Origin of the sequence: Nisaea sp., assembly GCF_039990255.1 — a bacterium.
Lineage (GTDB): Bacteria > Pseudomonadota > Alphaproteobacteria > Thalassobaculales > Thalassobaculaceae > Nisaea.
This window is the reverse complement of the sequence record NZ_JBDXGG010000018.1, coordinates 1,692,094-1,714,951: the sequence shown is the minus strand read 5'-3', so window position 1 is coordinate 1,714,951 and position 22,858 is coordinate 1,692,094. Positions and strand designations below refer to the sequence as shown.

At 58.7% G+C, this 22,858-nt stretch carries 22 protein-coding genes; 15 read left to right on the top strand and 7 right to left on the bottom strand.

What is annotated here, in order from left to right:
• The first annotated feature begins 239 nt into the window (after positions 1-239).
• From alaS to ABJ076_RS18455, 3 genes are all read left to right on the top strand, one after another.
• Positions 240-2,900: an alanine--tRNA ligase gene (gene alaS, locus ABJ076_RS18465; protein ID WP_348191769.1), complete on the top strand. Its 2,661-nt coding sequence runs from the start codon at positions 240-242 to the stop codon at positions 2,898-2,900.
• A gap of 135 nt (positions 2,901-3,035) precedes the next feature.
• Entirely contained in the window at positions 3,036-3,896 is an 861-nt protein-coding gene (locus ABJ076_RS18460) for a MoxR family ATPase (RefSeq protein ID WP_028464653.1), read from the top strand.
• Complete coding sequence (locus ABJ076_RS18455) at positions 3,896-4,264, top strand: hypothetical protein (RefSeq protein WP_348191772.1); 369 nt, start codon at positions 3,896-3,898, stop codon at positions 4,262-4,264. The genes ABJ076_RS18460 and ABJ076_RS18455 overlap by 1 nt, the downstream gene beginning before the upstream one ends.
• On the opposite strand, the gene ABJ076_RS18450 is transcribed toward ABJ076_RS18455, so the two are convergent.
• Both ABJ076_RS18450 and ABJ076_RS18445 read right to left on the bottom strand, forming a co-directional pair.
• The gene (locus tag ABJ076_RS18450) at positions 4,261-5,247 is read right to left on the bottom strand and encodes a hypothetical protein (protein ID WP_348191775.1); all 987 of its coding nucleotides are present in this window, start codon (positions 5,245-5,247) and stop codon (positions 4,261-4,263) included. The genes ABJ076_RS18455 and ABJ076_RS18450 overlap by 4 nt on opposite strands.
• A gap of 326 nt (positions 5,248-5,573) precedes the next feature.
• Positions 5,574-6,005: a GNAT family N-acetyltransferase gene (locus ABJ076_RS18445; protein ID WP_348191778.1), complete on the bottom strand. Its 432-nt coding sequence runs from the start codon at positions 6,003-6,005 to the stop codon at positions 5,574-5,576.
• A gap of 349 nt (positions 6,006-6,354) precedes the next feature.
• Between ABJ076_RS18445 and ABJ076_RS18440 the strand changes: the two genes are divergently transcribed.
• The 5 genes from ABJ076_RS18440 to ABJ076_RS18420 all read left to right on the top strand — a co-directional run bounded on the left by ABJ076_RS18440 (position 6,355) and on the right by ABJ076_RS18420 (position 11,695).
• Positions 6,355-7,203 carry a DMT family transporter gene (locus tag ABJ076_RS18440; RefSeq protein WP_348191781.1) on the top strand — a complete coding sequence of 283 codons (849 nt, stop codon included), beginning with the start codon at positions 6,355-6,357 and terminating at the stop codon, positions 7,201-7,203.
• A 2-nt stretch (positions 7,204-7,205) separates the two neighbouring features.
• Positions 7,206-7,808: a metallophosphoesterase gene (locus tag ABJ076_RS18435; protein ID WP_348191783.1), complete on the top strand. Its 603-nt coding sequence runs from the start codon at positions 7,206-7,208 to the stop codon at positions 7,806-7,808.
• Positions 7,809-7,865: 57 nt separating this feature from the next.
• Positions 7,866-9,044: a VWA domain-containing protein gene (locus ABJ076_RS18430; RefSeq protein WP_348191786.1), complete on the top strand. Its 1,179-nt coding sequence runs from the start codon at positions 7,866-7,868 to the stop codon at positions 9,042-9,044.
• Complete coding sequence (locus ABJ076_RS18425) at positions 9,041-9,922, top strand: NlpC/P60 family protein (RefSeq protein ID WP_348191789.1); 882 nt, start codon at positions 9,041-9,043, stop codon at positions 9,920-9,922. Before ABJ076_RS18430 ends, ABJ076_RS18425 begins: the two co-directional genes overlap by 4 nt.
• A 495-nt stretch (positions 9,923-10,417) precedes the next feature.
• Entirely contained in the window at positions 10,418-11,695 is a 1,278-nt protein-coding gene (locus ABJ076_RS18420; protein ID WP_348191791.1) for a carbohydrate porin, read from the top strand.
• A 135-nt stretch (positions 11,696-11,830) separates the two neighbouring features.
• On the opposite strand, the gene ABJ076_RS18415 is transcribed toward ABJ076_RS18420, so the two are convergent.
• Both ABJ076_RS18415 and ABJ076_RS18410 read right to left on the bottom strand, forming a co-directional pair.
• Entirely contained in the window at positions 11,831-12,211 is a 381-nt protein-coding gene (locus ABJ076_RS18415) for a glyoxalase superfamily protein (protein WP_348191794.1), read from the bottom strand.
• A 137-nt stretch (positions 12,212-12,348) separates the two neighbouring features.
• On the bottom strand, positions 12,349-12,960 hold the full coding sequence (locus tag ABJ076_RS18410; RefSeq protein WP_348199715.1) for a histidine phosphatase family protein: 612 nt from the start codon (positions 12,958-12,960) through the stop codon (positions 12,349-12,351).
• Positions 12,961-13,123: 163 nt separating this feature from the next.
• Between ABJ076_RS18410 and ABJ076_RS18405 the strand changes: the two genes are divergently transcribed.
• The 3 genes from ABJ076_RS18405 to ABJ076_RS18395 all read left to right on the top strand — a co-directional run bounded on the left by ABJ076_RS18405 (position 13,124) and on the right by ABJ076_RS18395 (position 15,486).
• On the top strand, positions 13,124-14,311 hold the full coding sequence (locus ABJ076_RS18405) for a pyridoxal phosphate-dependent aminotransferase (RefSeq protein WP_348191798.1): 1,188 nt from the start codon (positions 13,124-13,126) through the stop codon (positions 14,309-14,311).
• Between the two features lie 66 nt (positions 14,312-14,377).
• Positions 14,378-14,662 (top strand): hypothetical protein, encoded by a 285-nt coding sequence (locus ABJ076_RS18400; protein ID WP_348191801.1) that lies wholly within the window; start codon positions 14,378-14,380, stop codon positions 14,660-14,662.
• A gap of 26 nt (positions 14,663-14,688) precedes the next feature.
• Positions 14,689-15,486 carry a carbon-nitrogen hydrolase family protein gene (locus ABJ076_RS18395; RefSeq protein ID WP_348191804.1) on the top strand — a complete coding sequence of 266 codons (798 nt, stop codon included), beginning with the start codon at positions 14,689-14,691 and terminating at the stop codon, positions 15,484-15,486.
• Between the two features lie 176 nt (positions 15,487-15,662).
• On the opposite strand, the gene ABJ076_RS18390 is transcribed toward ABJ076_RS18395, so the two are convergent.
• Complete coding sequence (locus ABJ076_RS18390; RefSeq protein WP_348202627.1) at positions 15,663-16,010, bottom strand: DUF3088 domain-containing protein; 348 nt, start codon at positions 16,008-16,010, stop codon at positions 15,663-15,665.
• A 310-nt stretch (positions 16,011-16,320) separates the two neighbouring features.
• Between ABJ076_RS18390 and ABJ076_RS18385 the strand changes: the two genes are divergently transcribed.
• The 4 genes from ABJ076_RS18385 to ABJ076_RS18370 all read left to right on the top strand — a co-directional run bounded on the left by ABJ076_RS18385 (position 16,321) and on the right by ABJ076_RS18370 (position 20,927).
• Positions 16,321-18,309, top strand: coding sequence for an acetyl/propionyl/methylcrotonyl-CoA carboxylase subunit alpha (locus ABJ076_RS18385; RefSeq protein ID WP_348202623.1), 1,989 nt, complete (start codon positions 16,321-16,323; stop codon positions 18,307-18,309).
• A gap of 126 nt (positions 18,310-18,435) precedes the next feature.
• Complete coding sequence (rpmF, locus tag ABJ076_RS18380) at positions 18,436-18,621, top strand: 50S ribosomal protein L32 (protein ID WP_193170346.1); 186 nt, start codon at positions 18,436-18,438, stop codon at positions 18,619-18,621.
• A gap of 215 nt (positions 18,622-18,836) precedes the next feature.
• A complete protein-coding gene (locus tag ABJ076_RS18375) occupies positions 18,837-19,919 on the top strand; it encodes a linear amide C-N hydrolase (RefSeq protein WP_348188143.1) in 1,083 nt (360 codons plus the stop codon).
• Positions 19,920-20,048: 129 nt separating this feature from the next.
• A complete protein-coding gene (locus ABJ076_RS18370; protein WP_348188141.1) occupies positions 20,049-20,927 on the top strand; it encodes an isocitrate lyase/PEP mutase family protein in 879 nt (292 codons plus the stop codon).
• A gap of 45 nt (positions 20,928-20,972) precedes the next feature.
• On the opposite strand, the gene ABJ076_RS18365 is transcribed toward ABJ076_RS18370, so the two are convergent.
• Both ABJ076_RS18365 and ABJ076_RS18360 read right to left on the bottom strand, forming a co-directional pair.
• Positions 20,973-22,091, bottom strand: a complete 1,119-nt coding sequence (locus tag ABJ076_RS18365) for a malate/lactate/ureidoglycolate dehydrogenase (protein ID WP_348188138.1) — start codon at positions 22,089-22,091, stop codon at positions 20,973-20,975.
• The gene (locus ABJ076_RS18360) at positions 22,091-22,846 is read right to left on the bottom strand and encodes an aldolase/citrate lyase family protein (protein ID WP_348188136.1); all 756 of its coding nucleotides are present in this window, start codon (positions 22,844-22,846) and stop codon (positions 22,091-22,093) included. The genes ABJ076_RS18365 and ABJ076_RS18360 overlap by 1 nt, the downstream gene beginning before the upstream one ends.
• Between the last annotated feature and the right edge of the window lie 12 nt (positions 22,847-22,858).

Here is a 22,858-nt window from a genome sequence, read left to right as displayed (position 1 = left end):
ATAACCCCGGCCCGATCTTGGTGCCGGGGTTTTCTTTTGCAAAAGCATATACCTCGCAACTGTGGTCGCTTCGTCGAGGTGCTGCTGATGTGGAAAATGGCGGTTTCGCTACGGTCCTGCGCTGGACAGAAGAAGGCTTCTTCAGTAAAAGCGGAGCCCGCCTGCCGCGATGTTGCGACGGGCTGAGAGGCATGGTTAGTCCGGCGGCAATACATGCGTCGCCGGTCCGGAGGGACGATATGCAGACCGCGAACGAGATCCGACGTACATTCCTAGATTATTTCGTCGAGAACGGTCACGCCGAAGTCGCCTCTAGCCCCTTGGTGCCGCGGAACGACCCGACCCTGCTGTTCACCAATGCCGGCATGGTCCAGTTCAAGAACGTCTTCACCGGGCAGGAGCATCGTGACTACAACCGGGCTGCCACTTCCCAGAAATGCGTGCGGGCCGGCGGCAAGCACAACGATCTTGAGAATGTCGGCTATACGGCCCGGCACCACACTTTCTTCGAGATGCTGGGGAACTTTTCCTTCGGCGATTATTTCAAGGAACAGGCCATTGAGCATGCCTGGACTCTGATCACCAAGCGCTACGGCCTGCCGGCCGACAAGCTGCTGGTGACGGTTTATCACGAGGACGAGGAGGCGGCGGCGCTTTGGCGCAAGATTGCGGGCCTTTCCGATGACCGGATCATCCGTATCGCCACCTCGGATAATTTCTGGGCGATGGGCGATACTGGTCCGTGCGGCCCGTGCTCCGAAATCTTTTTCGATCATGGCCCCGACATTCCGGGTGGCCCTCCTGGCAGCCCGGACGAGGATGGTGACCGGTTCATCGAGATCTGGAACCTGGTCTTCATGCAATACGAGCAGATCGCGCCGGGTAATCGGGTGAACCTGCCGCGCCCGTCGATCGATACAGGTATGGGGCTTGAGCGCATCGCCGCTGTGTTGCAGGGCCAGCATGATAATTACGACATCGACCTGATGCGCGCCTTGATCGAGGCGTCGGCACATGAGGCGAATGTCGACCCGGACGGGCCATTCAAGATTTCCCACCGGGTGGTCGCTGATCACTTGCGTGCTTCCAGCTTCCTGATCGCGGACGGTGTGCTGCCGTCCAATGAGGGCCGTGGCTACGTTCTCAGGCGGATCATGCGCCGGGCCATGCGCCATGCTCATATCATGGGCTGCAAAGACCCGCTGGTCTGGAAACTGGTGCCGGCATTGGTCAAGCAGATGGGGGACGCTTTCCCGGAGCTCGGCCGCGCGGAAAGCCTGATCAAGGAGACCTTGAAGCTGGAAGAAACCCGCTTCAAGGAAACCCTCGGCCGCGGTCTGAAGCATCTGGAGGATGAAACCTCCAAGCTCGGCGATGGTGAAACGCTCGCGGGCGATGTGGCTTTCAAGCTTTACGACACCTACGGTTTTCCGCTCGATCTTACCCAGGACATCCTGCGCGGACAGGGCCGTCTCGTGGATACGGACGGATTTGAGACCGCGATGGACCGCCAGCGGGCGGCGGCCAGGGCAGCTTGGTCGGGCTCTGGTGATGCGGCGACCGATACGGTCTGGTTCGAGCTGCGTGAGCAGTGCGGTGCAACAGAATTCCTTGGTTACGACACGGAACATGCCGAAGGCCAGATCGAGGCGCTGGTGCTGGACGGCAAACCGGTGAAGCGTATCGAAGGCCCAGCCGAATTTTCCATGATCATCAACCAGACCCCGTTCTACGGGGAATCCGGCGGTCAAGTCGGAGATTCGGGATCCGCACGCACTCTCGGTGGCACGAAGATTGGTGTTTCAGACACACAGAAGAAAGTCGGCGATCTCTGGGTTCACTTCGCGAAGATGGCGGAAGGTGTCGTAGAGGTCGGCGACGCGGTCGAGCTAACCGTTGATCGGACCCGCCGGGGGCATACGCGGGCCAACCACTCCGCCACCCACCTTCTGCACGAGGCATTGCGGCGGCATCTCGGGAAACACGTGACCCAGAAGGGCTCGCTTGTCGCTCCGGGACGGCTAAGGTTCGATTTTGCCCACCCGAAAGCCATGTCCCACATGGAGTTGAAAGCGGTTGAGACTGAAGTGAACGAACGTATTCGTGGCAATAGCGGCGTTACCACGACGCTGATGGACCCAGAAAACGCCATTAAGGCGGGAGCCATGGCGCTTTTCGGCGAGAAATACGGGGACGAGGTGCGCGTTGTCAGCATGGGCGGGGCGACGGATGATCCCGGCAAGCAGCATTATTCGACCGAGCTTTGCGGCGGCATCCATGTGAACCGGACCGGCGATATCGGTGTTCTGCATATCATTTCTGAAGGGGCGGTCGCATCAGGAGTGCGCCGGATCGAGGCTGTGACGGGCGCCGGCGCGCTGGAATATCTCGATGGCCGAGAAGGCCTGCTGACGGCCGCAGCGACGGTGGCGAAGGTTTCCGTCGACCAGTTGCCTGACCGGATCGGTACCCTGATCGAGGATCGTCGCAAGCTGGAGCGCGAAGTACAGGACCTGCGTCGGAAGCTTGCAGAGGGCGGCGCAGCAGGCGAAGCGCAGAGCAAGGATGTGGCGGGTGTCACGTTCGCCGGCCGTGCCCTTGAGGGCGTGCCCGCGCGCGAGCTGAAGGGCGTTGCGGACGGCCTGAAGCAGCAGATCGGCACCGGCGTCGTGGCCGTTGTGTCCTCCGATGAGGGCAAGGCATCTCTGGTGGTCGGTGTTACGGCGGATCTGACGGACAAGGTCAGCGCGGTGGACTTGGTGCGCGTAGGCTCCGAAGCCCTTGGCGGAAAAGGCGGTGGCGGCCGTCCGGACATGGCCCAGGCCGGCGGCCCAGACGCGGATGCTGGCCCGGCAGCGATTGCCGCCATCGAAGCCGCCATGGCTGAAAAACTCGCCTGACCGGTGGTAGCTTTGCCATCGACAGGCCGCGACTGATCGCCGTACCTTAATAAGGAGGCGCCCGCCGAGGGCGCCTTTTCCTTGCCGCCCAGAACCGATCTGCGGGGTGGTATTCAAGCGCCCAAGGGAGTTTTCATGACCGAGACGTCACGCTTTTCCGGAACGGACGGCTATATCGCGACGGAGGACCTCAAGGTCGCCGTGAACGCGGCGATCACCCTGCAGCGTCCGCTCCTGATCAAGGGGGAGCCCGGTACTGGTAAGACAGTCCTTGCCCACGAGGTGGCCCGCGCTCTCGGCATGCCGCTGATCGAGTGGCACATCAAGTCCACCACCAAGGCGCAGCAAGGACTCTATGAGTATGATGCGGTCTCCCGCCTGCGTGACAGCCAGCTCGGTGACGAGAAGGTGCACGATATTTCAAACTACATCGTACGCGGAAAACTCTGGGATGCCTTCGAGGCGGAAAAGCCGTCGATCCTGCTGATCGACGAGATCGACAAGGCCGATATCGAATTTCCGAACGACCTGCTGCTCGAACTCGACCGCATGGAATTCTTTGTCTACGAGACGCAGCAGGTGGTGAAAGCCAAACAGCGGCCGATCGTGATCATCACCTCGAACAATGAGAAAGAGTTGCCGGACGCCTTCCTGCGTCGCTGCTTCTTCCACTATATCCGATTCCCTGAGCCCGAGGTGATGGCGGAAATCGTCGAGGTGCATTTCCCGAAGCTGAAGCAGAACATGCTGCGCGAAGCTCTGACCTCCTTCTACGAAGTGCGCGAGGTGCCGGGATTGAAGAAGAAGCCCTCGACATCCGAGCTGCTGGACTGGATCAAGCTTCTGGTGGTCGAGGACATCCCGCCGGAGACGCTGAGGTCCAAGGACAAGAAGGACATTATTCCGCCGCTTTATGGCGCTCTGCTGAAGAACGAGCAGGATGTGCATATGTTTGAACGGCTGGCTTTCATGGCCCGCCGGGAGGGACGAGGGTAATGAAGGGCCCTGGTTTGATGCTATCCGCCGCCCTGGCCATCGCGGCTTTTTCAGCGCCGGCTGGCGCGGCCGACGAAACCTTGAAACAAGCCCTTGAGGACTATGGAAGCGCTGCCGGAACGATTGCAGCGTCTGTGCCGTTCTGCGGTGGCCCGGAAAAGGAACTCTCCTACTTTATCGCGCAAGTGAAACAGCTCGCCGAGAAAGCAGGCGCCGGTCCGGTCGAGTGGGCTTCAATCGCCATAGCAATGCAAAAATCCAGCGCGGCGGCGGAGATCGGGAACCATCACTGCACCGAGGACGGAGGCCGGTCTCTCGCGACCGATCTTTTGGAAAAACAAAAAGCCCTGCAGGCCGCGCTTAACTAGCCGCTGCTCTGTTCTGCCGTAACTACTTGCTTGGGGGCTTTGGCTTTCGACTCGTTTCGGTCGCCATTGTTCGTATGGTGCTCCGCCGTACGGTTCAGAAGGTTCGGAACAAGTCGTTCGCTGAAACCGGCAAGCACGCTTAGGAAGGCCAGCTTGTCGGCGGCGTCGCCCCCAGCCTCGCTGTTTGGCGTTGTTCCGATAAGATTGTGGGCGAAGCCGGCTTTCAGCGTGATATGCAGGATCACCGCACCCAGAACACCGACCAGCATACGCTGGATGGCATAGGTGATGTTGATCGCCCGTGTCGCGGTTGGGTCAATTGATAGGCTGCGCAACCCTATGGCTGTCGAGAGCAAGGCTCCTAGGCTGCCCATGACGGCGGCGACTGATATATTGAATATATTGAGCCTCAGGATCGTCTCTGTTCTGGGGAGGGGCATTTGTTCTGTGAAGATCGAGAGAGAGACGCTAATCGCAAGCGTCACCAGAACGCAGATCGTGAAGTAAAGCACTCGTAGGTGATTGCTTAGCCGCTTCGAGATACGTTTGCTCAGGTCTGAAAGGGTTTCGCGGCCGTTGTGCGGCTGGCCACTCAGGGCTTGCGCAATGCCTCTGGCTGTTTCCTGTGCATAATAAGTATTCCGCACGTCTTCCGGGAAACCGAGGCGGCGAATAATCGATGAGAATGCCTGGATCCAGCCTGCTTTCAATAAGTTAATCTGCTGGTTCAGATCGGCGAGGTCCGGGCCCAGAGACAAGTAATTTTCGCGCTGTGCTTTTGCGAGTGTCGGATCGTCGGAGAATTGCGGGCTGATACCGTCATCGGTCTTGTAGATCTTGAAGTCATGCTCCGACCAGAGAATGTCGGTCACCACTTTGCCGCACTTGTCTGAAGCACCGACCTTCGGTTCGCTCAGTGGTAAATCGTCTCCTTGCCGAGTTTCAGGCTCCGCCATGGTGTTGGTGATGTCATCTGTTGTCATGAAATTGCAGCCGCAAAGGTTAAGGCGAATAATATGTTGCTCATTCTGGCAAAAAGAAAAAAACATGTAAAGGTTGTGTTTTGTTCTGTACTGAAGTTTTTATGGTTGTGCATAAATGAAGCTTAGGCAGGAGTGGGAATCGGCGATGCGGATCCGCTCATGAGCAACGCTGCTGCTGCTTGGCTATTCTGGACTGGAAAGCGGATGCCGTGCGAATTGCTTGGTTTTGGTGGAAGGTGAGAGATTGCAGTCGGCTGGCTCGTTCGAGCCGGCCCAGCCCAGCCCAGCCAAAAGGTAGGCGCCCTGTTGGACGCCTACCCGTTTGTTTACAAAGTGGATGGCATTGTCATCGTGAGTATTATTTCTCCCGACGCTTCGTGCAGATATTGACCGGTTTGTTTGAAGCCTGTCCGGTCATAGAAGCGACGGCCGATCGTGTTTCTTTCGAAAATGTCGACACGTAAAGGCCCTTTCAGCTTCCACGCATGATCGACCATCCGATGGCCGTATCCTTGCCCGTGGTAGGCGGGGTCAAGAAACAGTCCGCCAATCTCGCTGCCGATCAGCGCAATAAAGCCGATCGGTACGGTGGTGTGCTCAATTACCCACGTCTCTGCATTTGGCAGATAGAGGGTGCGCATGTTGATGGCTTCCTGCGTGAGGAAGTCATCACCCAGAAACGGATGGGCAAGCTTGCTTGCCGACATCCAGATGGAAATGAGGGTTTCGGTATCGCTTGATTGATATTGTCTGATCATTGGTCTGGATAATGTCCATATCCATGCCGACGGCAGTGTGCCGGGGCATATCGATTGATATTTTTTGATGAAGACAAGCCAACAGGCGCCGCGCCGAACCGGCGCAAGCGTGATCTGTTACTGGCTTGGATGGGTGGCCACATGGCCGCCCGCATTCATCGGGACATAAAATCTCAAGTTCCGTGACGCGTTCTTATCTGTGTACTGGTCAGGGCGCAAAGGGAACATTGATCGAAACGCTCGCTATTTTGATTGCTGCCATCGCTGGTGCGACTTAATATTCATCTATACGTCTATATCAATTATTACGTCGTTTCTATTCCAGCCCTTGCAGACAGGAAAGCTCGCAATGTCGACAACCGTTTTCATCGCCGTGATTGGGGCCGCTGTCCTGCATGCCGCTTGGAACGCCTTGGTCAAGAACGGGGCTGACAAGCTGATGGCCATGACGGCGGTTGTGCTCGGGCACCTGCCTTTCGCCCTGGCGGCCCTGCCGTTCGTCCCGCTGCCAGACGCCGAAGCGCTGCCGTACCTTCTTGCCGGGATTGGCCTGCATGTCGGCTACCAGTTGTTCCTTCTCGGCTCCTACACCTTTGGCGATTTGACGCAGGTCTATCCGATCGCGCGTGGAGTGGCTCCATTGATCGTGACGGCGGTTTCAATCGCCGTGCTCGGAGTGGAAATGAGCAACATGGAGCTTTCCGCCATCTCCCTGATCGGCGCGGGCATCATCAGCCTGACGTTGGTCAGGCGGGCCGACGGGCAGCGAAACGGAAAGGCGGCCGCGCTCGCCGTGGCAACGGGATGCTTCATCGCGTCCTATTCCCTCGTGGACGGGCTGGGTGCGCGCTTGGCCGGCACCTCCCTCGGTTTCTATGCCTGGCAAGCCATCGGCAACGGTATCGTGATGTCGATATACGTGGCCATTCGCTCGACCGGCACCTTCGGTCTCATCTGGAGCGGCGGGAAGAAGCTGTTCTTTGTTGGTGGTGGTGCGTCCTTCGTCGCCTATGCGACGGTTACCTGGGCCTTCACGCAGGCGCCTATTGCACTGGTGACGGCACTCCGTGAGACCAGCATCGTCTTCGCGCTGCTGATTGGCGTCTTTTTCCTGAAGGAGCGACTGGACCTGATGAAAGTGGCCTCGACCATGACGACACTGGTTGGTGCGATCCTGTTGCGCTTTGCGAAGCATTGAGGATGCGTATTTTGGCCTTCTCCGACTTGCATCGAAGTGTGAGCTCGACGCGAAAGGTGATTGAGGCGAGCGGCGAGGCAGATGTCCTGGTCGCTGCTGGTGATTTCGCAATCCGGGGGGAAGGCGAATCAGACACGGTCTCCCTTTTGAAACAGTGCGGAAAATCGGTCGTTTTGGTGCACGGTAATCATGATCGGCCCGCGGAAATGGCGGCGCTCTGTGCCGAATGGGAAGACGGCTATTATCTTCATGGCCGTGCCGTGACCCTGGGCGGGATCACATTCACGGGGCTTGGCGGCGAGATTCCGCAGCGGAACGAGGCCGAATGGAATGCCAGCGAGAGCGAGGAACGCGCCGCCGCACTGCTGGAACAGGCAGGACCAGCAACGGTGCTTGTTACCCACGCGCCGCCGTTCGGTTCGGCGGATCTGCAGAAAGACGGCTCCCACCATGGCAGTTCCGCCATCGCGGAATTTATCCGGGATCGGCAACCTGAACTCTGCCTTTGCGGCCATATTCATCATTCCTGGGGCGAGACCGATCAGATCGGGAGAACTTGGGTGCAGAATCTTGGACCGACCGTGAACTGGTTCGATATCAAATGACGGACCGGCTGTATTAAGCATGCTTGACCGGCTACTCCGGTCCTGTGACAAGTCCCCATGTTTTCGAATTTCTTCTATGAACTGAAACGCGCCGAAGTACCGGTCTCCGTGAAGGAGTACCTGATGCTGCTGGAGGCCGTGCAGGCCGGGCTCGCGAGTTATGCGGTCACGGACTTCTACTATCTCTCGCGCGCGACGCTGGTGAAGGATGAGCGGCATCTGGACCGGTTCGACCAGGTGTTTGGCCATGTCTTCAAGGGGCTGGAGTATCTCACCGACCTGTTCGGCGACGATATTCCGGAGGAATGGCTGCGCAAGATGGCGGAGCTGAACCTGACCGAGGAGGAGAAGGCCGAGATCGAGGCCATGGGCGGTTGGGAAAAGCTCATGGAAACCCTCAAGCAGCGCATGGAAGAGCAGGAAAAGCGCCATCAGGGAGGCAACAAGTGGATCGGTACCGCCGGTCGCAGCCCGTTCGGCGCCTATGGCTATAACCCGGAAGGCGTGCGCATCGGGCAGGATGGCAATCGCCATAACAGGGCAGTGAAGGTCTGGGATAAGCGGGAGTTCCGCAATCTCGACGATTCCGTTGAGATCGGCACCCGGAACATTAAGATGGCGCTCCGCAAGCTGCGCCGCTTTGCCCGTTCCGGCACGCCGACCGAACTGGATATGAGCGATACTATCCGCTCAACCGCGCGCAATGGCGGGTACCTCGACCTGAAGATGGTGCCGGAACGGCACAATAACGTGAACGTGCTGCTGTTCCTTGATGTCGGCGGCTCAATGGATCCCTTCATCAAGGTGACGGAAGAGCTGTTCTCCGCCGCCCGGTCAGAGTTCAAGCATCTGGAATATTTCTACTTTCACAACTGCCCTTACGAGAAGGTGTGGAAGGACAACTGGCGCCGGCATACCGAGGCGACCTCGACCTGGGACGTGCTGCATACCTACGGGCCGGAATACAAAGCGATCTTCGTCGGCGATGCTTCCATGAGCCCTTACGAGATCGCCATGCCCGGCGGCAGCGTGGAGCATATGAACCAGGAGGCGGGCGCCGCCTGGATGCAGCGTTTGACAGGGCATTTCCGACGCACGGCCTGGCTCAACCCGACGCCCGAGAAATATTGGCACTATACCCAGTCGATCAGCATGATCCGTGACCTGATGGAGGACCGCATGTTCCCGCTCACCCTGGACGGTCTCGACCGGGCAACGAAGGATCTGATGGCGTGAAGATCGACCCGTTCGACCATCGTTTGACCCCGGCCCGCGAGGATATCGCCGCGGACTTTCTCGAAGCCGATATCGATGCACCGAAATATGTGGCGGGCGAGGCGTGCCGGGTGCTGTCCGGCACTTTGTCTGTGCGCGAGGCGCCGGATGCGAAGGCGCGGCAATCGACGGAACTGCTCTTCAACGAGCGTTTCATCGCCTATGAGCGCAAGGATGGCTGGGCCTGGGGGCAGAACCAGAGTGACGGCTATGTTGGCTATGTCCGCGAGGACGGTCTCGGACCGGATAATGAGGCGACCTACAGTCACGAAGTGCAGGCCCTGCGGAGCTATGTGTTCCCGGAGCCGGACCTGAAGTCTATCCCGCTCGATATGCTGCATCTCTCCACCCGTGTCCGGGTCTTGGAGACAGAAGGGAGTTATTCCCGCGTCGATTTCGGTGAGACGGGCGGCTGGATCTATACGCCCCATCTCTGCGACCTGACAGAGATTGAGCCGGATTATCTCTCGACCGCCGAGCTTTTCATGGGCGCTCCCTATGGCTGGGGTGGTCGATCAAGCTTCGGGCTGGATTGCTCCGCGCTGGTGCAGCTTGCATTGGCCCGGGCCGGGATCACAGCGCCGAGGGACAGCGATATGCAAGAAGCGACGGTCGGCATGCTCGTCGAGGGCGGGCTCGACGCGGCGCAGCCGGGCGATCTGCTGTTTACGGCAGGCCATGTCATGTTCCTGGCCGAACCGGGCATGCTGCTGCATGCCAATGGTTATCATATGGCGGTTGCCTATGAGGGGCTGGCGGACTTCATGCATCGGACCCGGGACATGGATATCCCAATCCGGACCATCCGTCGCCTTCCGGAAATTCAGGGTAACGACTGAGCGCCCGAAAAGTTCGCCTCCATCGGTGGCAGAGCACACCCTCCTAAGAAATTGAGATTGCCGCTTTGCAGCGCCTGTTGCGCTGCCTGCAAGGTCGAAAACGAAACGGCGGCCTTATCCGGACGGGCTACGATTCTGTGTTCCCGCGCACGTTTCAAACGGCCTGTCAGGTCTGTCGGGGTGTAAATAATAAATCGATACGTGTAGTGTCTCTTTCGCTATCGGCATGCTGTCTTGGGCCGAACTCCAGCGGATTGGCATCGGAAAAAAGGAGGGGAGAATGAGTTCGGGGCGTAGGGGCGCTATTTGCGGCTGTTGTTTCCGCGGGAGGCATTGTTCTTCCGATAGATCGACGTTTCTCCCAACATGTCACCATGGCCGTGCGCGGTAATCGCGTGCTCGGGACCGGATCGAACGATGATATGATGGCGCTCGCGGGCAGCGGCGCCGAAGTCGTGGAGCTGGAATTTCTTTTGAGCGATTGGTGAGATGGTCGTGTCTGGCTTGAAAAGATTACTGCTTGGTTTGGGGTTCGTTTTGCTCGGCTTCGGGGTGAATGCTGCCGAGGAAGAAAAATCCGGCGCTGAAAATCCTCTTCTGACCCGGCCGGCATTGCTCGACGGCCCGGAAACGTCCCGACAGAGCCTTCGGGAGGATGGTGTCGACATCAAGGCCTCGTGGACCCAGTTCGGTCAGGGCCTTGTCAGGGGATTTGGTGATCACAGCTTCGAGTTGGGTGGAAAAGGCGATCTCGTTGTCGATCTCGACGGAGAGAAGCTCGGTCTATGGACTGGACTTTACCTGAACATCCATCAGGAGATTGTGGCCGGCGACGATGCGCTGGCTCAGGGCGATGGCGTCATCATCCCGATTAATACGGCTATGGCCTTTCCACGTGTCGGTGACAAAGAGGCCGACACCTCGATCCTGCTCACTCAGCGTTTCAGCAACGGTACCACCCTCAGCATGGGCAAATTCAACATGCTGGATGCTGCCGCTAGAACGCCGCTGATCGGTGGCGGTGGTCTCGACACTTTCATGAACACGGCGTTTGCGGCGCCAATCAGCGGGGTTACACCGCCCTATCTGCTTGGTGCGTCGCTTGGGGTCAAATTCGATCCTGTATCCTTGGGCGTGCTGGTCTACGATCCGCGTAACGCGCAGAACTCAGACGTGATCACGGAACCCTTCTCCGAAGGGGTGACGCTCTCGGTCTCCTCGACCCTGTCGACCAGTCTTTACGGTCTGCCCGGTTTCTACTCGGTTCGGGGTGTCATAAGCAGCGAAGAGAGTGTCGATCTCAAGGATATCCCGCAACTGATCCTTCCGCCGGGCATCTCTGAGCCGGTTGGCACTGCCAAAAATCCTTGGTATGTGAGTTTCAATGCCCAGCAGTTTCTTTGGCAAAACCCCGACGACACCTCCAAAGGCTGGGGATTGTTCGGGCATGTCGGATTCTCGGATGAAAACCCGACGCCCGTCGGCACCAGTTATTTTTTCGGTCTTTCTGGAAACGCGATGTTTGAAGAATATCCGAACGATCGCTGGGGGATAGGCTATTTCAAATACCGGCTTAGCGGGGTCCTGGCCGATGCCATCGCCGCGTCTCCGATCAATTATTTGATCGGTCCGGAACAGGGTGTGGAAGTCTTCTACAATCACGAATTCCTCCCCTGGCTGAATGTGACCGCCGACATCCAGCTCCTAGACGGATTTCCGATATCGAGCAGCAATTCCGTCTATGCCGGACTGAGAACAAAGATCAGCTTTTGACGAAGAGGACCGGCGTGTCTTTAAAACGCGTGCAGATTGAAGGCATCTGACACTGGACGAATGCCTCGGTCCCGTTTTTCAAGATATGAATAAGGCGCCCCGGCACGGACCAGCCGTGCCGGAGACGCCGTAACGTCAGAGCGCTGCGCCGACGTCGATGCGGTTTCCGTCCGGGTCCTCGAAGACGAAGGCCCGCAGACCGTAATCCTTGTCCTGCAGTCCCTTGATGATGCGCGTGCCTGCCTTCTGGCAGAGCGCGTGAAGCGCATCCACATCCTCGACCATCATGTGGGCGATATTGAAGGGCGCCGGTTTGTAGTTTGGCTGCAGGGTGAGGTGCAGTTCAGCCGCTCCCTGCTTCAGGATCATGAAGCCGACGGGCGTGCCGTTTTCGAACACCTTCTTGAAACCGAGCGTGTCGGCATAGAAACTTCGGGCTCTCTCCATGTCTTTCACGGGGAGAGTGGCGGCGATACGGCCGAACCGTATGCCGGACGTGGCATGGTCATCCATCATGGGACCTCAGTTTGGGAATTGCCGGCCATGGTGCGGACGGTGCCGGACCATGCCATTACTCCTGTCTGAAATTACCGGGACGGTGCCCGCCTGTGTTTTCAGGATGTCGACTGAAGAACGCTTTCGCAAGGTCTTCGTCAGGCACTTTCAAGGGGCATGCTCAGCACGAACTCTTCGGTGCCATCCTCCAGCACGTGAAAGCCGTGCTGCGGCCGGTCGAGGGCGAAACAATCCTCTTCGCTCAGCCCGAGATAGATCCCGCGCATGATCTTGTTCACCACGCCATGGGCGATGACGATGTGCGGCACATCGGCCGCGCGCAGTTCATCCAGAACCGGGATCAGCCGTTCGCGCACCATCTCCGTGCTTTCCCCGCCGGGATGCTGGTAGTGCCAGGGATTGGCTTGCCGGGCGACGGCATGCTCTGGGAAATCCCGGTCCAGAGCCGTCCAGCCGTGATAGCCGTCATGCTCGCCAAGGGTGATTTCCATCAGCCGTTCGTCGAACTGCACAGCCTCGTAAGGCAAGTCGGCCGTATCGCAGATTATGGCGGCGGTCTGCCTGGTGCGGCCGAGCGGGCTGGCGATGACGGGCAGGGCAGTCGCCCCGAGCAGCGCACCGAGCTTACGGCCATGGGCTTCGGCCTGCCGCACACCAGTCAGAGTGAGAGGGGAATCAAGTTGCCCTTGCAACCGTCCCTGCCGGTTCCACACCGTCTCCCCATGCCGGATCAGGTAGATCCTGCCCATCATCGCCCTCATGTTCTGTGTTCAATCTCGGCGGTTAACCGAGGCTAACCCGTGCCATCGGTTTTATGGGGTTGTGGGCATGGGGCAAAGAGCTAAAGTTTTCGCTGCCGTGTCCGGGAATGCGTTTTGGGACGGCCTGCTTTTCACTAACTGGATACGTCCCATGCTGATGCCCTCCGCGCCCGACTTCGGTCCGATGAACCCTCTCGTCGAAAATCTGGAGGAAACCGGCATCGTCGAGGTTGCCCAGCATGGCTGGGACCGGCAGGGCCTGATCCCGCTCTGGTTCGGCGAGGGTGACCTGCCGACACCTGCTTTCATCACCGACGCCGCCGCCGATGCAATGCGACGGGGTGAGACCTTCTACACCGACCAGCGCGGCATTCTCGATCTTCGCAAGGAGATCGCCGCCTATATGAACCGGACCTTCGACATCGCGCTCGACACCGACCGTGTCAGCCTGACAACCGGCGGCATGTCCTCTCTGGCCTTTGCCATGCAGATGATCCTGGAGCCGGGTGACGAGGTGCTGGTGATCGGCCCGATCTGGCCGAACATCTACTCTACGGTGGAGATCAATGGAGGCGTCAGCACCCATGTCTCGCTCGGCCTGCGTGACGATGACTGGCATCTCGACATGGATGAGCTGTTCGCGGCCGTCACCGACAAGACCAAGGCAATTTTCGTCAACTCGCCGGGCAACCCGACGGGCTGGATGATCGAGCAGGAGCAACAGCAGCAGATTCTCGATTTCGCCCGGGAGCGCGGCATCTGGATCATCGCCGACGAGGTTTATCACCAGCTTGTCTTCGATCGGGACGTGGCGCCGTCTTTCCTGCAGATCGCCGAAGATGACGACAGGCTCTTCGTCATCAACAGCTTCTCCAAGTCCTGGATGATGACCGGCTGGCGGCTTGGTTGGCTTACCCATCCGGCATCCCTCGGTCCGACCGTCGCCAAGCTGGTGCAGATCGTCACCTCCGGTGTACCGCAATTCCTGCATCGCGGCGCCATCGTGGCGATGCGCGACGGCGATCACGTGATCAAGGACCTGCGAGAGCGCAGCCTGAAGGGCCGGGACATCGTGTTCGACCGTCTCGACGCCTGGCCCCGGATAAGCTCCGCCCGGCCGAAAGCGGCCTTCTACGCCTTCTTCACGGTCGAGGGCATGACCGACTCGGTCGCCGCCTGCAAGGAGATCATCGACAAGTGCAATGTCGGTCTCGCACCAGGCAGCGCCTTCGGGCCGTCGGGCGAAGGCTATCTGCGGCTTTGCTATGCCTCCGCGCCGGAACGGCTGACGGCGGCGATGGATGCGCTGGAGGGCATGCTGGGTGGACCGAAAGCGTAAGGCTTTGCGCCCGATTCTCTCTCGGCTATAGTCTCTGTCGTTGGCATCAAGCCGAGGGCATCGCATATGGCACTGACACCGAGTGGACCAAGAAATGGCGGCGTAGGCGCTCCTAACGGGCGTGTCCGGCGCCCTGTGGTCCGCCGACCGGCTGCCGCGACTCCGGCCCGCGTTGCTCAGCAGCAGCCGCTACAGATTCCGAGCAGTGCGCCGACCCCGGGCTTCCGCCTGCGCACCGCGACCACGGATGCCGATATAGAGCGCCAGATCAAACGGCTGATGGCGCTTCTCGCGAATGACAATATTGATCCGGATGCCCCTGCTGGTTCTTACATCAATTTCCTGATCTGACGCGGTTTCCGGGACGGGAAGAGCGTATGCTCCGGATTGCCACGGCTCAGTCCCCGATCACGTCCGATCCGAAAAAGAATGTCGCCGGAATTTGTAGCCTGATTCTGGAAGCGGCGGCTTCCGGCGCCGATTGCATTCATTTTCCCGAAGCCGCTCTGTCCGGCTATGTGAAATCCGAGATCAAAAGCTGGTCCGATGTCGATTGGGAAGAATTGGAAGCTTCTCTGGATGAGGTTCGGGCATGCTGTGCCGAGACCGGTGTCTGGGCATTTGTCGGTTGCAATCATCGCCATCCGGAACTGAGGCGCCCTCTGAACAGCCTTCACATCATTGACGGTCAGGGCAGGGCCATCGCGCGGTACGACAAGCGGTACTGTTCCAATTCGGAAATCACGGACTGGTACGCGGCGGGAAACCAGCCTGTCACTGTCGATATCAAGGGAACCCGGTTGGGGTTTCTGATATGTATCGAGGTCCAGTTCCCCGAATTTTTCATGGAGTATGAGAGGCTTGGTGTGGATTGCGTCTGCCTTTCGTCCGGTCCTGGCTTGGAGATGTTCCGGATTCAGTGTCAGGGGCATGCGGCCGGTAATTGCTACTGGCTGAGTTATTCCGTTCCCGAAAACGGCAGGGCAGGAGAACCGTCCTGTTTCATTGGTCCTTATGGAAAGATTATTGCCCAGTGCGAGCATAACGCTGCCGGTCTGGTGATTAACGAGATCGATCCGTCGGATGCGAAATGGGACATTCCGGTGAACAAGGCGAGACCCTGGCGGCGCACGGCGCGCGTGGGCGAAATTTATCGTGAACAGAACACAAGTTGAAGGACTGATGGCGCCACATCTGGTCCCTGCCTTCAAGAGGTCCGGCTAGAGTCCTGAACGACTGGGGAGACCGGACTGCCAGTAACCCAGACTGCCAATAGCCAAGATTGCCAATAGCCAAGATTGGCCAGTATCATGGAGCTTCGGCTTGATGGGAGTAGGTCCTGATGCAGGCATTATGGGTGCGGATCTGGGAAACCATGTCTTTCTGACAAAGCCGCAAGAATCTTGTCCTTGTCGGAGATTAAGGCCCGCCCTTCATATGTTCCAGTCTGGTGCGGGGAGGTCGCACCATCTTTAAGGACGAGTAAGGGCAGCGACTGGTTCGTCTCCCCAACCAGTTCCACTAACGGGAGCCGGGGGTGAGGCCATGCAACCCTCTCGACATCAAGGTGCTTGGCCAGTTCAGGGAAAGAGGCCAATACCCCTTCCATGAGAGCACAATGCCAACAATAGAACGTCTGTCCGGGATAGGCCGGGTCTTGAAACCCAGAACGTACTAAAAACAATGTGTCGCGCTGCATTTCTTTGTCCATTCCAGCAATGGTTATCCTCGTTCACCTCATTCCGGCGGTGCACGTAGTTTGTTTCTTCAAATGCACCGCACCTTATCAGTGAATGAAGGTTTCGTGGCTCAAATGTCATTGCAATGCGGGATGCTTGCTTGAGGTTTTTTACAATTCTCTTCTCAGCAATAATCACACTTAAGATTACTGAAAATCTTGAGTTGGATCACGATTACGAATGGTGAGTTTTAATCGCGAATACAGATTGAAGAATTGAGGACACGTTGTCCTGTTGCGGCCCTCAAGGGGCTCGGTTAACTTCCACACCATGTTCAAGAAAATCCTGATCGCCAACCGTGGCGAAATCGCCTGTCGTGTGATGCGGACCGCAAAACGCATGGGCATCCAGACCGTCGCCGTCTATTCCGATGCCGATGCGGACGCCCTGCATGTCCGGACGGCCGACGAGGCGGTGCATATCGGCCCAGCAGCCTCTGCTGAATCGTACCTCGTGATTGACAAGATCATGGATGCGATCCGGCAGACCGGCGCCGAGGCGGTGCATCCTGGTTACGGTTTCCTTTCCGAGAACGCGGCTTTCGCGGAAGCACTCGAAAAGGAAGGCGTTGCCTTTATCGGCCCGGGCATAAAGGCCATCGGGGCCATGGGCGACAAGATCGAGTCGAAGAAGCTGGCGCATGCGGCGAACGTGAGCACGGTGCCGGGCTATCTCGGCATCCTTGCCGACGACACCGAAGCGGCCAAGGTCGCCCGTGAGATCGGCTATCCGGTGATGATCAAGGCTTCCGCCGGCGGTGGCGGCAAGGGCATGCGGGTTGCTTATAACGACGACGAGGTGGTGAGCGGTTTCCGCTCCGCCGTGAACGAGGCCCGCTCCAGCTTTGGTGACGAGCGTGTCTTCATCGAGAAGTTCGTCGAAGAACCGCGCCATATCGAGATCCAGGTGATCGCGGACAAGCACGGCAATGTTGTGCATCTGGGGGAGCGGGAATGCTCCATTCAGCGCCGCCATCAGAAGGTCATCGAAGAGGCGCCGAGCCCGTTCCTGGACGAGAAAACCCGGGCCGCTATGGGCGCCGAGGCCGTGGCTTTGGCACAAGCGGTGGATTATTCCTCCGCCGGGACTGTTGAGTTCATCGTTGATGCGGACCGGAATTTCTATTTCCTGGAGATGAATACCCGGCTCCAGGTGGAGCATCCGGTGACGGAACTGGTCACCGGCCTTGATCTGGTCGAGATCATGATCCGTTCGGCGGCGGGCGAGAAACTGCCCTTCACCCAGGACGACATCAAAATGACTGGCTGGGCCGTTGAGTCGCGGATCTATGCCGAGGACCCCTATCGCGGCTTCCTGCCCTCCACGGGCCGTCTGGTGCGCTATCAGCCACCGGTTGAGAGCGACACGGTGCGCGTCGATACCGGCGTCTATGAAGGTGCCGAGATTTCCATGTTCTACGATCCGATGGTGGCCAAGCTCTGCACCTACGGGGACACACGGATTGAGGCGGTGGACCGGATGGGTGAGGCGCTCGACCGGTTCCTGGTGCGCGGCATAGGACACAATGTCGATTTTCTCTCCGCCGTGATGGCGCATGAAAGGTTCCGCGAGGGACGGCTGTCGACCGGCTTTATCGCCGAGGAGTATCCGGATGGCTTCCACGGCGCGCCGGTGAGCGAAGAGATTGAGAACGCTATGCGTGCTGTCGCCGTGGCAGCGGAATCCGCCTATACGGAGCGTAACCGGATGATCTCCGGCCAGACCCCGGTCAGTGACCGCAATCTGCCTCAGGGTGCATGGATGGTCCGTCACGACGATGCGGCGGAAGGTGCGGACGCGCATGCGGTCGATGGCGGGTTCGACGTGACCATCGTCGGTATGACCTACGCGGTACACGGTGCGCTAAGGGCCGGAGAGCCGGTGTTCGGTGGTACGGTCAATGGCAAGCCGTTCCCGGTGCAGATGGAACGCAAGGGAATCGACTACATCACCTCCATCGCAGGCGCGCAGCGCCGTTATACGGTGATCAGCCGCAAGGCCTCGGAACTGCTGGACCGGATGCCGAAGAAAGAGGCGGCCGATCTCAGCAAGTTCCTGCTGTCGCCGATGCCGGGCCTGCTGGTCTCGCTTGCTGTGGGCGAGGGAGACGCGGTCAAGGCGGGCCAGGAATTGGCCGTGGTCGAGGCGATGAAGATGGAGAACGTACTGCGGGCCGAGAAGGACGGCACGGTGGCGAAAATCCACGCAGCCGCCGGGGGGAGTCTCACAGTCGATCAACAGATCATCGAGTTCGAATAAACGCATGCCTGCCGGACGGGTTTTGCAGGGTTTTTCCCTTGCAACTGCTCCGGAAACCCACTAATACACCGCCCCTGAGATAGCACCGTCGGTGCAATCGGTACCGACGAACTGAGGATAAGTGACATGGCAGTTCCCAAGAGGAAAACGACCCCGTCAAAGCGCGGCATGCGTCGTGCCCATGATCGGGTAAAGTCTGATGCGTACGTGGAAAGCGCGGATACCGGTGAGCTGCACCGCCCGCACCACATCGATCTGAAGACCGGCATGTATCGCGGCCGCCAGGTCCTGAAGGTCAAAGACGCCTTCTAGGATCGGCACGCATATGTGACGTGAAAAGGCCCCTTTTGGGGCCTTTTTCCATTTGGGGTATTTTACGGTGATCCTGCCGGTCCCAACCGGTTGCGGGACGTCTCGGTGACACCGTGGCCGGAGCTCATTTTCGAATTATAATAAAATTCTTTGTCCATATTTTTATTAAGTGCACGTATTAAGTGTTTATTGTTGCGCTTTATAGGGATGAGAATGTGTGTACTAATTTTTTGGTCGGGGATACCACGCCCGGATTCGTGAACGGTCGCTCTATGGAGTTCGCAAGCGATCTCAAGTCACGCCTGTATTTTCAGGCTGCGGGGCATCATTTCAGCGCGCAGGGTTTTGGGGACTATCAGTTCGAGTGGCAGGGGCAACACAATGTCGTTGGCATGAACACGCATGGGCTTCCGGTGCTAACGGACGGGATGAACGACAAGGGGCTTGCGACAGGTGACCTCTGGCTGCCGGGAAGCAAATATCAGAAGATCACGGACAAGAAAAAGGGCCTGTCGATAGACCGATTTGCGGCGTGGTTGCTCAGCAGTTTTGCAACGGTGGAAGAGGTTCGCAAAGCTATGAAGGACGGCGTGGTCGAGGTCGGCGCTCCCGTCTTTGTCCAGAATGTCCTGCCACTGCATTTTCCGGTTCATGACGCATCCGGCGATAGTATTGTGATCGAGTTCACCGGTGGAGACGCGCTGGTCTATGACAATCCTGTAGGGACGCTCACCAACCAGCCACCGTTTCCTTGGCAACTTGAGAATATCCGAAATTACGTCAACCTGACGCCCTGGAATATTGAGCCGATGAACATCAATGGCATGGAGTTTTCTCCGACCGGTCATGGGGCAGGTCTCCTAGGGTTGCCAAGCGATCCGACTCCGCCAAGCCGTTTCGTCAAGGCAGCACTCTCTGCACATTTCGCCGAGCCTTTCACGACGATGGATGAAGGCGTTACTCTTGCCTTCCATATTTTGAACTCGGTCGATATCCCGAAAGGTATGAACCGTTTTCATGATGCGAATACGGGCAAGACATGCTCAGACTACACGCAGTGGGTCGTTGTTAAGGATCTGGAGCGCAAGGGCTATTACGTGCGCGACTACGTATCGCCTCAGGTTTACTCGGTGGATCTTACTAAGATCGATTGGCAGGCGATGGACGGTAAGCAGATCGACATACCGACAGTGCCGATCAGTATAGATCTGGATGCAGGTCTGGACGGCGGACTTGTTGAGAATGCCTTCGAAGCGGAATCGCTGCGCGTTCTGGCACCGTCCGGCGATCCGGGTTGATCCACTTCGCGGTGAACAAGTTGGCCCTGGGTCGCCGAAAATTTTGTACTGGTGAACCCGGGGCCTTTTTCTGTTTTGGCGCCCGGGCTATCGTTCTCGCGATAATCAGGAAAAATTGGGGAGACAGAGGTGGCGGGACATGCGGCGGCGCTAAGGGCGCGTCTTGCGGAAGGTCGAATCCTGACGATTCCCGGCTGCTATGACGCAATGAGCGCGAAACTCGTTGAGCAGGCGGGATTCGATGCGGCCTATGTCAGTGGCTACGCGGTCAGCGCGACGCAGATCGGTTTGCCAGACGCGGGTTTACTCTCCTACAAAGAGATTCTGGATCAGGCCCGGGACATCGCTGGCACCGTCTCCATCCCGTTGATCGGCGATGCGGATACCGGATTCGGCAATCCGGTCAATGTCCGGCGCACGGTGAAGGGCTTCGCCGATTCCGGCATCGCCTGCATCATGCTGGAAGATCAGGTCTTTCCGAAGCGCTGCGGCTTCGCCAAGGGCGTTGAGGTGGTGCCTCGCACTGAGGCGCTGACGCGGCTGCAGGCGGCCCTCGACATGCGGGACGAGATTCGCGCGGAAGGCGGCGACGTGCTGATCCTCGCCCGGACGGACAGCCGGGTCGCCGAAGGGCTGGATGAAGCACTTTGGCGTTGCGAGGCCTTCGCCGACCGGGGCGCCGATATCGTCTATTTCGAGGGACCGCAGAGCCGAGGCGAGATGGAGGCTCTTTGTAGCCGCGTAAAGGTGCCTAAACTGCTCGCCCAGCTGGAGCGCGAAGGTCGCCCGCTGCTTAGCCCCAATGAGGCGGAGGCGATCGGCTATGAGTGCCTGCTGTTCGGTGTCACCCTGCTGAATGTCTCGATCCGCGCCATGCGCGATGCGCTCGCCCTTATGGCCCGGGGTAATCATCCGGGCCCGGACCGCCTGCTCAGCTTCGACGAGCTATACGAGACAGTGGGGTTCGACTGTTATTACGAGGAGGAAGAGCGCTATCGGAGCGAGTGAATGCTGAAACTCGTCATTCTGCCTGGAGGGCGGGAGCCTAACCGATCATAGAACTTTGAGTGCATTCAGCTCTGCATCCGCAAAGCCCAGTCTGCGGGCGGCGTCGAGAATGTCCGTCCAGGCGGCTTCCGAGAGCGGCAGGCCTTCAGCTTGCCGTTCCGCCATCACGCGGCGCTCGTTCTCGCCGGGTACCAGAACATCGTCGTGACCATCTGCCGTACGGGCGCTTTTCACGAAGGCGATGTAGGATTTGATCTCCTCCGCCATGCTGTCTCGGCCGTTGAACTTCTCGGTGTCGATATAGATGGATAGCATACCGTTGCAGAACTTCCGCCGTTCCGGCTCGTCAGGGCCTCCGGCACAACCTGAACCGGTGAGGGCGCCGGCCATCATTTCCATCATGAAGTTCAGACCAGAACCCTTGTGCGCGCCGAAAGCGGTAAGCGCGCCTGGGCCGTCATAGGGCATCGGTGCCTTGCCTTCGGTGACGTCGCCGTAAAGCGGACGGGGATCGCTCGTCAGGGACCCGTCCGCGTCGATCAGGGAACCTTCGGGCAGTGGTTTGCCGCCCCTGAGGGCAACCAGGGCTTTACCTTCAGCCACGGTGGATGTAGCGAAATCATGTATCACCGGTTCCTGCCCCGCAACGGGGATACCGATGCAGAAGGGCGAGGTGCCCATGCGACGCTCCCGCGCACCGAACGGGGCAACGAGGAGTGAGCCACGGACATTGACCATGTGCAGCGATGCCACACCGGCTGCCGCTGCCCGCTCGGCCCAATCGCCGATCCGGCCGAGATGGCCCGAATTGCGCAGCGCGGTCAGGGCGAGGCCATGCTGTTTCACTTTTTTCAGGCCGAGATCTACGGCCTGCTCACCAATTGACTGGCCGAAACCATAATTGCCGTCGAGGATCGCCATGACGTCGTTTTCCATGACAATCTCGACCGTCTGGCCAATCTTCTGCCGCCCGCTCTCGACCCATTCCAGATAGCGCGGCACCCGGATCACGCCGTGGCTGTCATGCCCCCGGAGATTGGCTCCGGTCAGCCGCTCCGCTATGCAGGCGGCCTCCGTTACGGAGCAGCCGGCACGCTCGAACATCGAGCGCACCAGCCGGATCATGACATCCGGGGCGACCCGGATCTCATTTTGCACGCCCATCAGGCACGCATGTCGCTCACGGCCGCGCTGACCGCAGAGGAGAGAAGCCGCACGTCGTTGGACAGTGTTACCAGGTCGAAACCCTTGGCCAGCATGTTCTTGGCGTAGCTGTTCTCGAGGCAATGGATGCCAGCCTTAATGTTGGCTGCCTTGGCGGCGGCGAGGATCTTGTCGATGGCTGCCACCATTTCCGGTTCTGTACGATCCAGCCCGGGTTTGTGTCCGTGCGAAATGGATAGGTCACTCGGGCCGATATAGAGACCTGTCAGACCCGGCGTCGCAGCGATCTCTGCCACGTTCGCCAATGCTTCTTCGGTTTCAATCATCGCCAGGGTGACGATCGTCTTGTTGGACTGGTTGTGATAGTCACTGCCATAAACGATCCCCGCGCGTGTCGGGCCGGAGGAACGATATCCGTCAGGCACGTAATTGCAGGCGCCAACGAATGCTTCCGCATCAGCACGGTTGTTCACCATCGGGCAAATGATGCCGAGGGCGCCAGCATCCAGCAGTTTCATGATGATGCCGGGCTCCAGCCACGGTGGGCGTGCCATAGGAGTTGCATCCGACGCGCTTATGGCCTGCAGCATTGTGAGCGCAGCCTGGTAATCGACCAGCCCGTGCTGCAGATCGATGGTGATGGAGTCGAAATCCTGCATCGACGTGATTTCGGCAGTGAAGGTGTTCGGAATAGAGAGCCAAGCATTGATCGCGCCGCGGCCGTCCTTCAGGCAGTCCTTCAATCGTGTTTTCATGGCCAGCCCTCC

Excerpts from the sequence above, each read along its gene's own strand:
- ABJ076_RS18385 (WP_348202623.1), top strand. The coding sequence starts at position 16,321 with ATGTTCAAGAAAATCCTGATCGCCAACCGTGGCGAAATCGCCTGTCGT.
- ABJ076_RS18460 (WP_028464653.1), top strand. The coding sequence starts at position 3,036 with ATGACCGAGACGTCACGCTTTTCCGGAACGGACGGCTATATCGCGACG.
- ABJ076_RS18410 (WP_348199715.1), bottom strand. The coding sequence starts at position 12,960 with ATGGGCAGGATCTACCTGATCCGGCATGGGGAGACGGTGTGGAACCGG.
- ABJ076_RS18440 (WP_348191781.1), top strand. The coding sequence starts at position 6,355 with ATGTCGACAACCGTTTTCATCGCCGTGATTGGGGCCGCTGTCCTGCAT.
- ABJ076_RS18405 (WP_348191798.1), top strand. The coding sequence starts at position 13,124 with ATGCTGATGCCCTCCGCGCCCGACTTCGGTCCGATGAACCCTCTCGTC.
- rpmF (WP_193170346.1), top strand. The coding sequence starts at position 18,436 with ATGGCAGTTCCCAAGAGGAAAACGACCCCGTCAAAGCGCGGCATGCGT.
- ABJ076_RS18445 (WP_348191778.1), bottom strand. The coding sequence starts at position 6,005 with ATGATCAGACAATATCAATCAAGCGATACCGAAACCCTCATTTCCATC.
- ABJ076_RS18400 (WP_348191801.1), top strand. The coding sequence starts at position 14,378 with ATGGCACTGACACCGAGTGGACCAAGAAATGGCGGCGTAGGCGCTCCT.
- alaS (WP_348191769.1), top strand. The coding sequence starts at position 240 with ATGCAGACCGCGAACGAGATCCGACGTACATTCCTAGATTATTTCGTC.
- ABJ076_RS18390 (WP_348202627.1), bottom strand. The coding sequence starts at position 16,010 with ATGCAGCGCGACACATTGTTTTTAGTACGTTCTGGGTTTCAAGACCCG.
- ABJ076_RS18365 (WP_348188138.1), bottom strand. The coding sequence starts at position 22,091 with ATGGGCGTGCAAAATGAGATCCGGGTCGCCCCGGATGTCATGATCCGG.
- ABJ076_RS18435 (WP_348191783.1), top strand. The coding sequence starts at position 7,206 with ATGCGTATTTTGGCCTTCTCCGACTTGCATCGAAGTGTGAGCTCGACG.
- ABJ076_RS18360 (WP_348188136.1), bottom strand. The coding sequence starts at position 22,846 with ATGAAAACACGATTGAAGGACTGCCTGAAGGACGGCCGCGGCGCGATC.
- ABJ076_RS18395 (WP_348191804.1), top strand. The coding sequence starts at position 14,689 with ATGCTCCGGATTGCCACGGCTCAGTCCCCGATCACGTCCGATCCGAAA.
- ABJ076_RS18450 (WP_348191775.1), bottom strand. The coding sequence starts at position 5,247 with ATGACAACAGATGACATCACCAACACCATGGCGGAGCCTGAAACTCGG.
- ABJ076_RS18415 (WP_348191794.1), bottom strand. The coding sequence starts at position 12,211 with ATGATGGATGACCATGCCACGTCCGGCATACGGTTCGGCCGTATCGCC.
- ABJ076_RS18430 (WP_348191786.1), top strand. The coding sequence starts at position 7,866 with ATGTTTTCGAATTTCTTCTATGAACTGAAACGCGCCGAAGTACCGGTC.
- ABJ076_RS18455 (WP_348191772.1), top strand. The coding sequence starts at position 3,896 with ATGAAGGGCCCTGGTTTGATGCTATCCGCCGCCCTGGCCATCGCGGCT.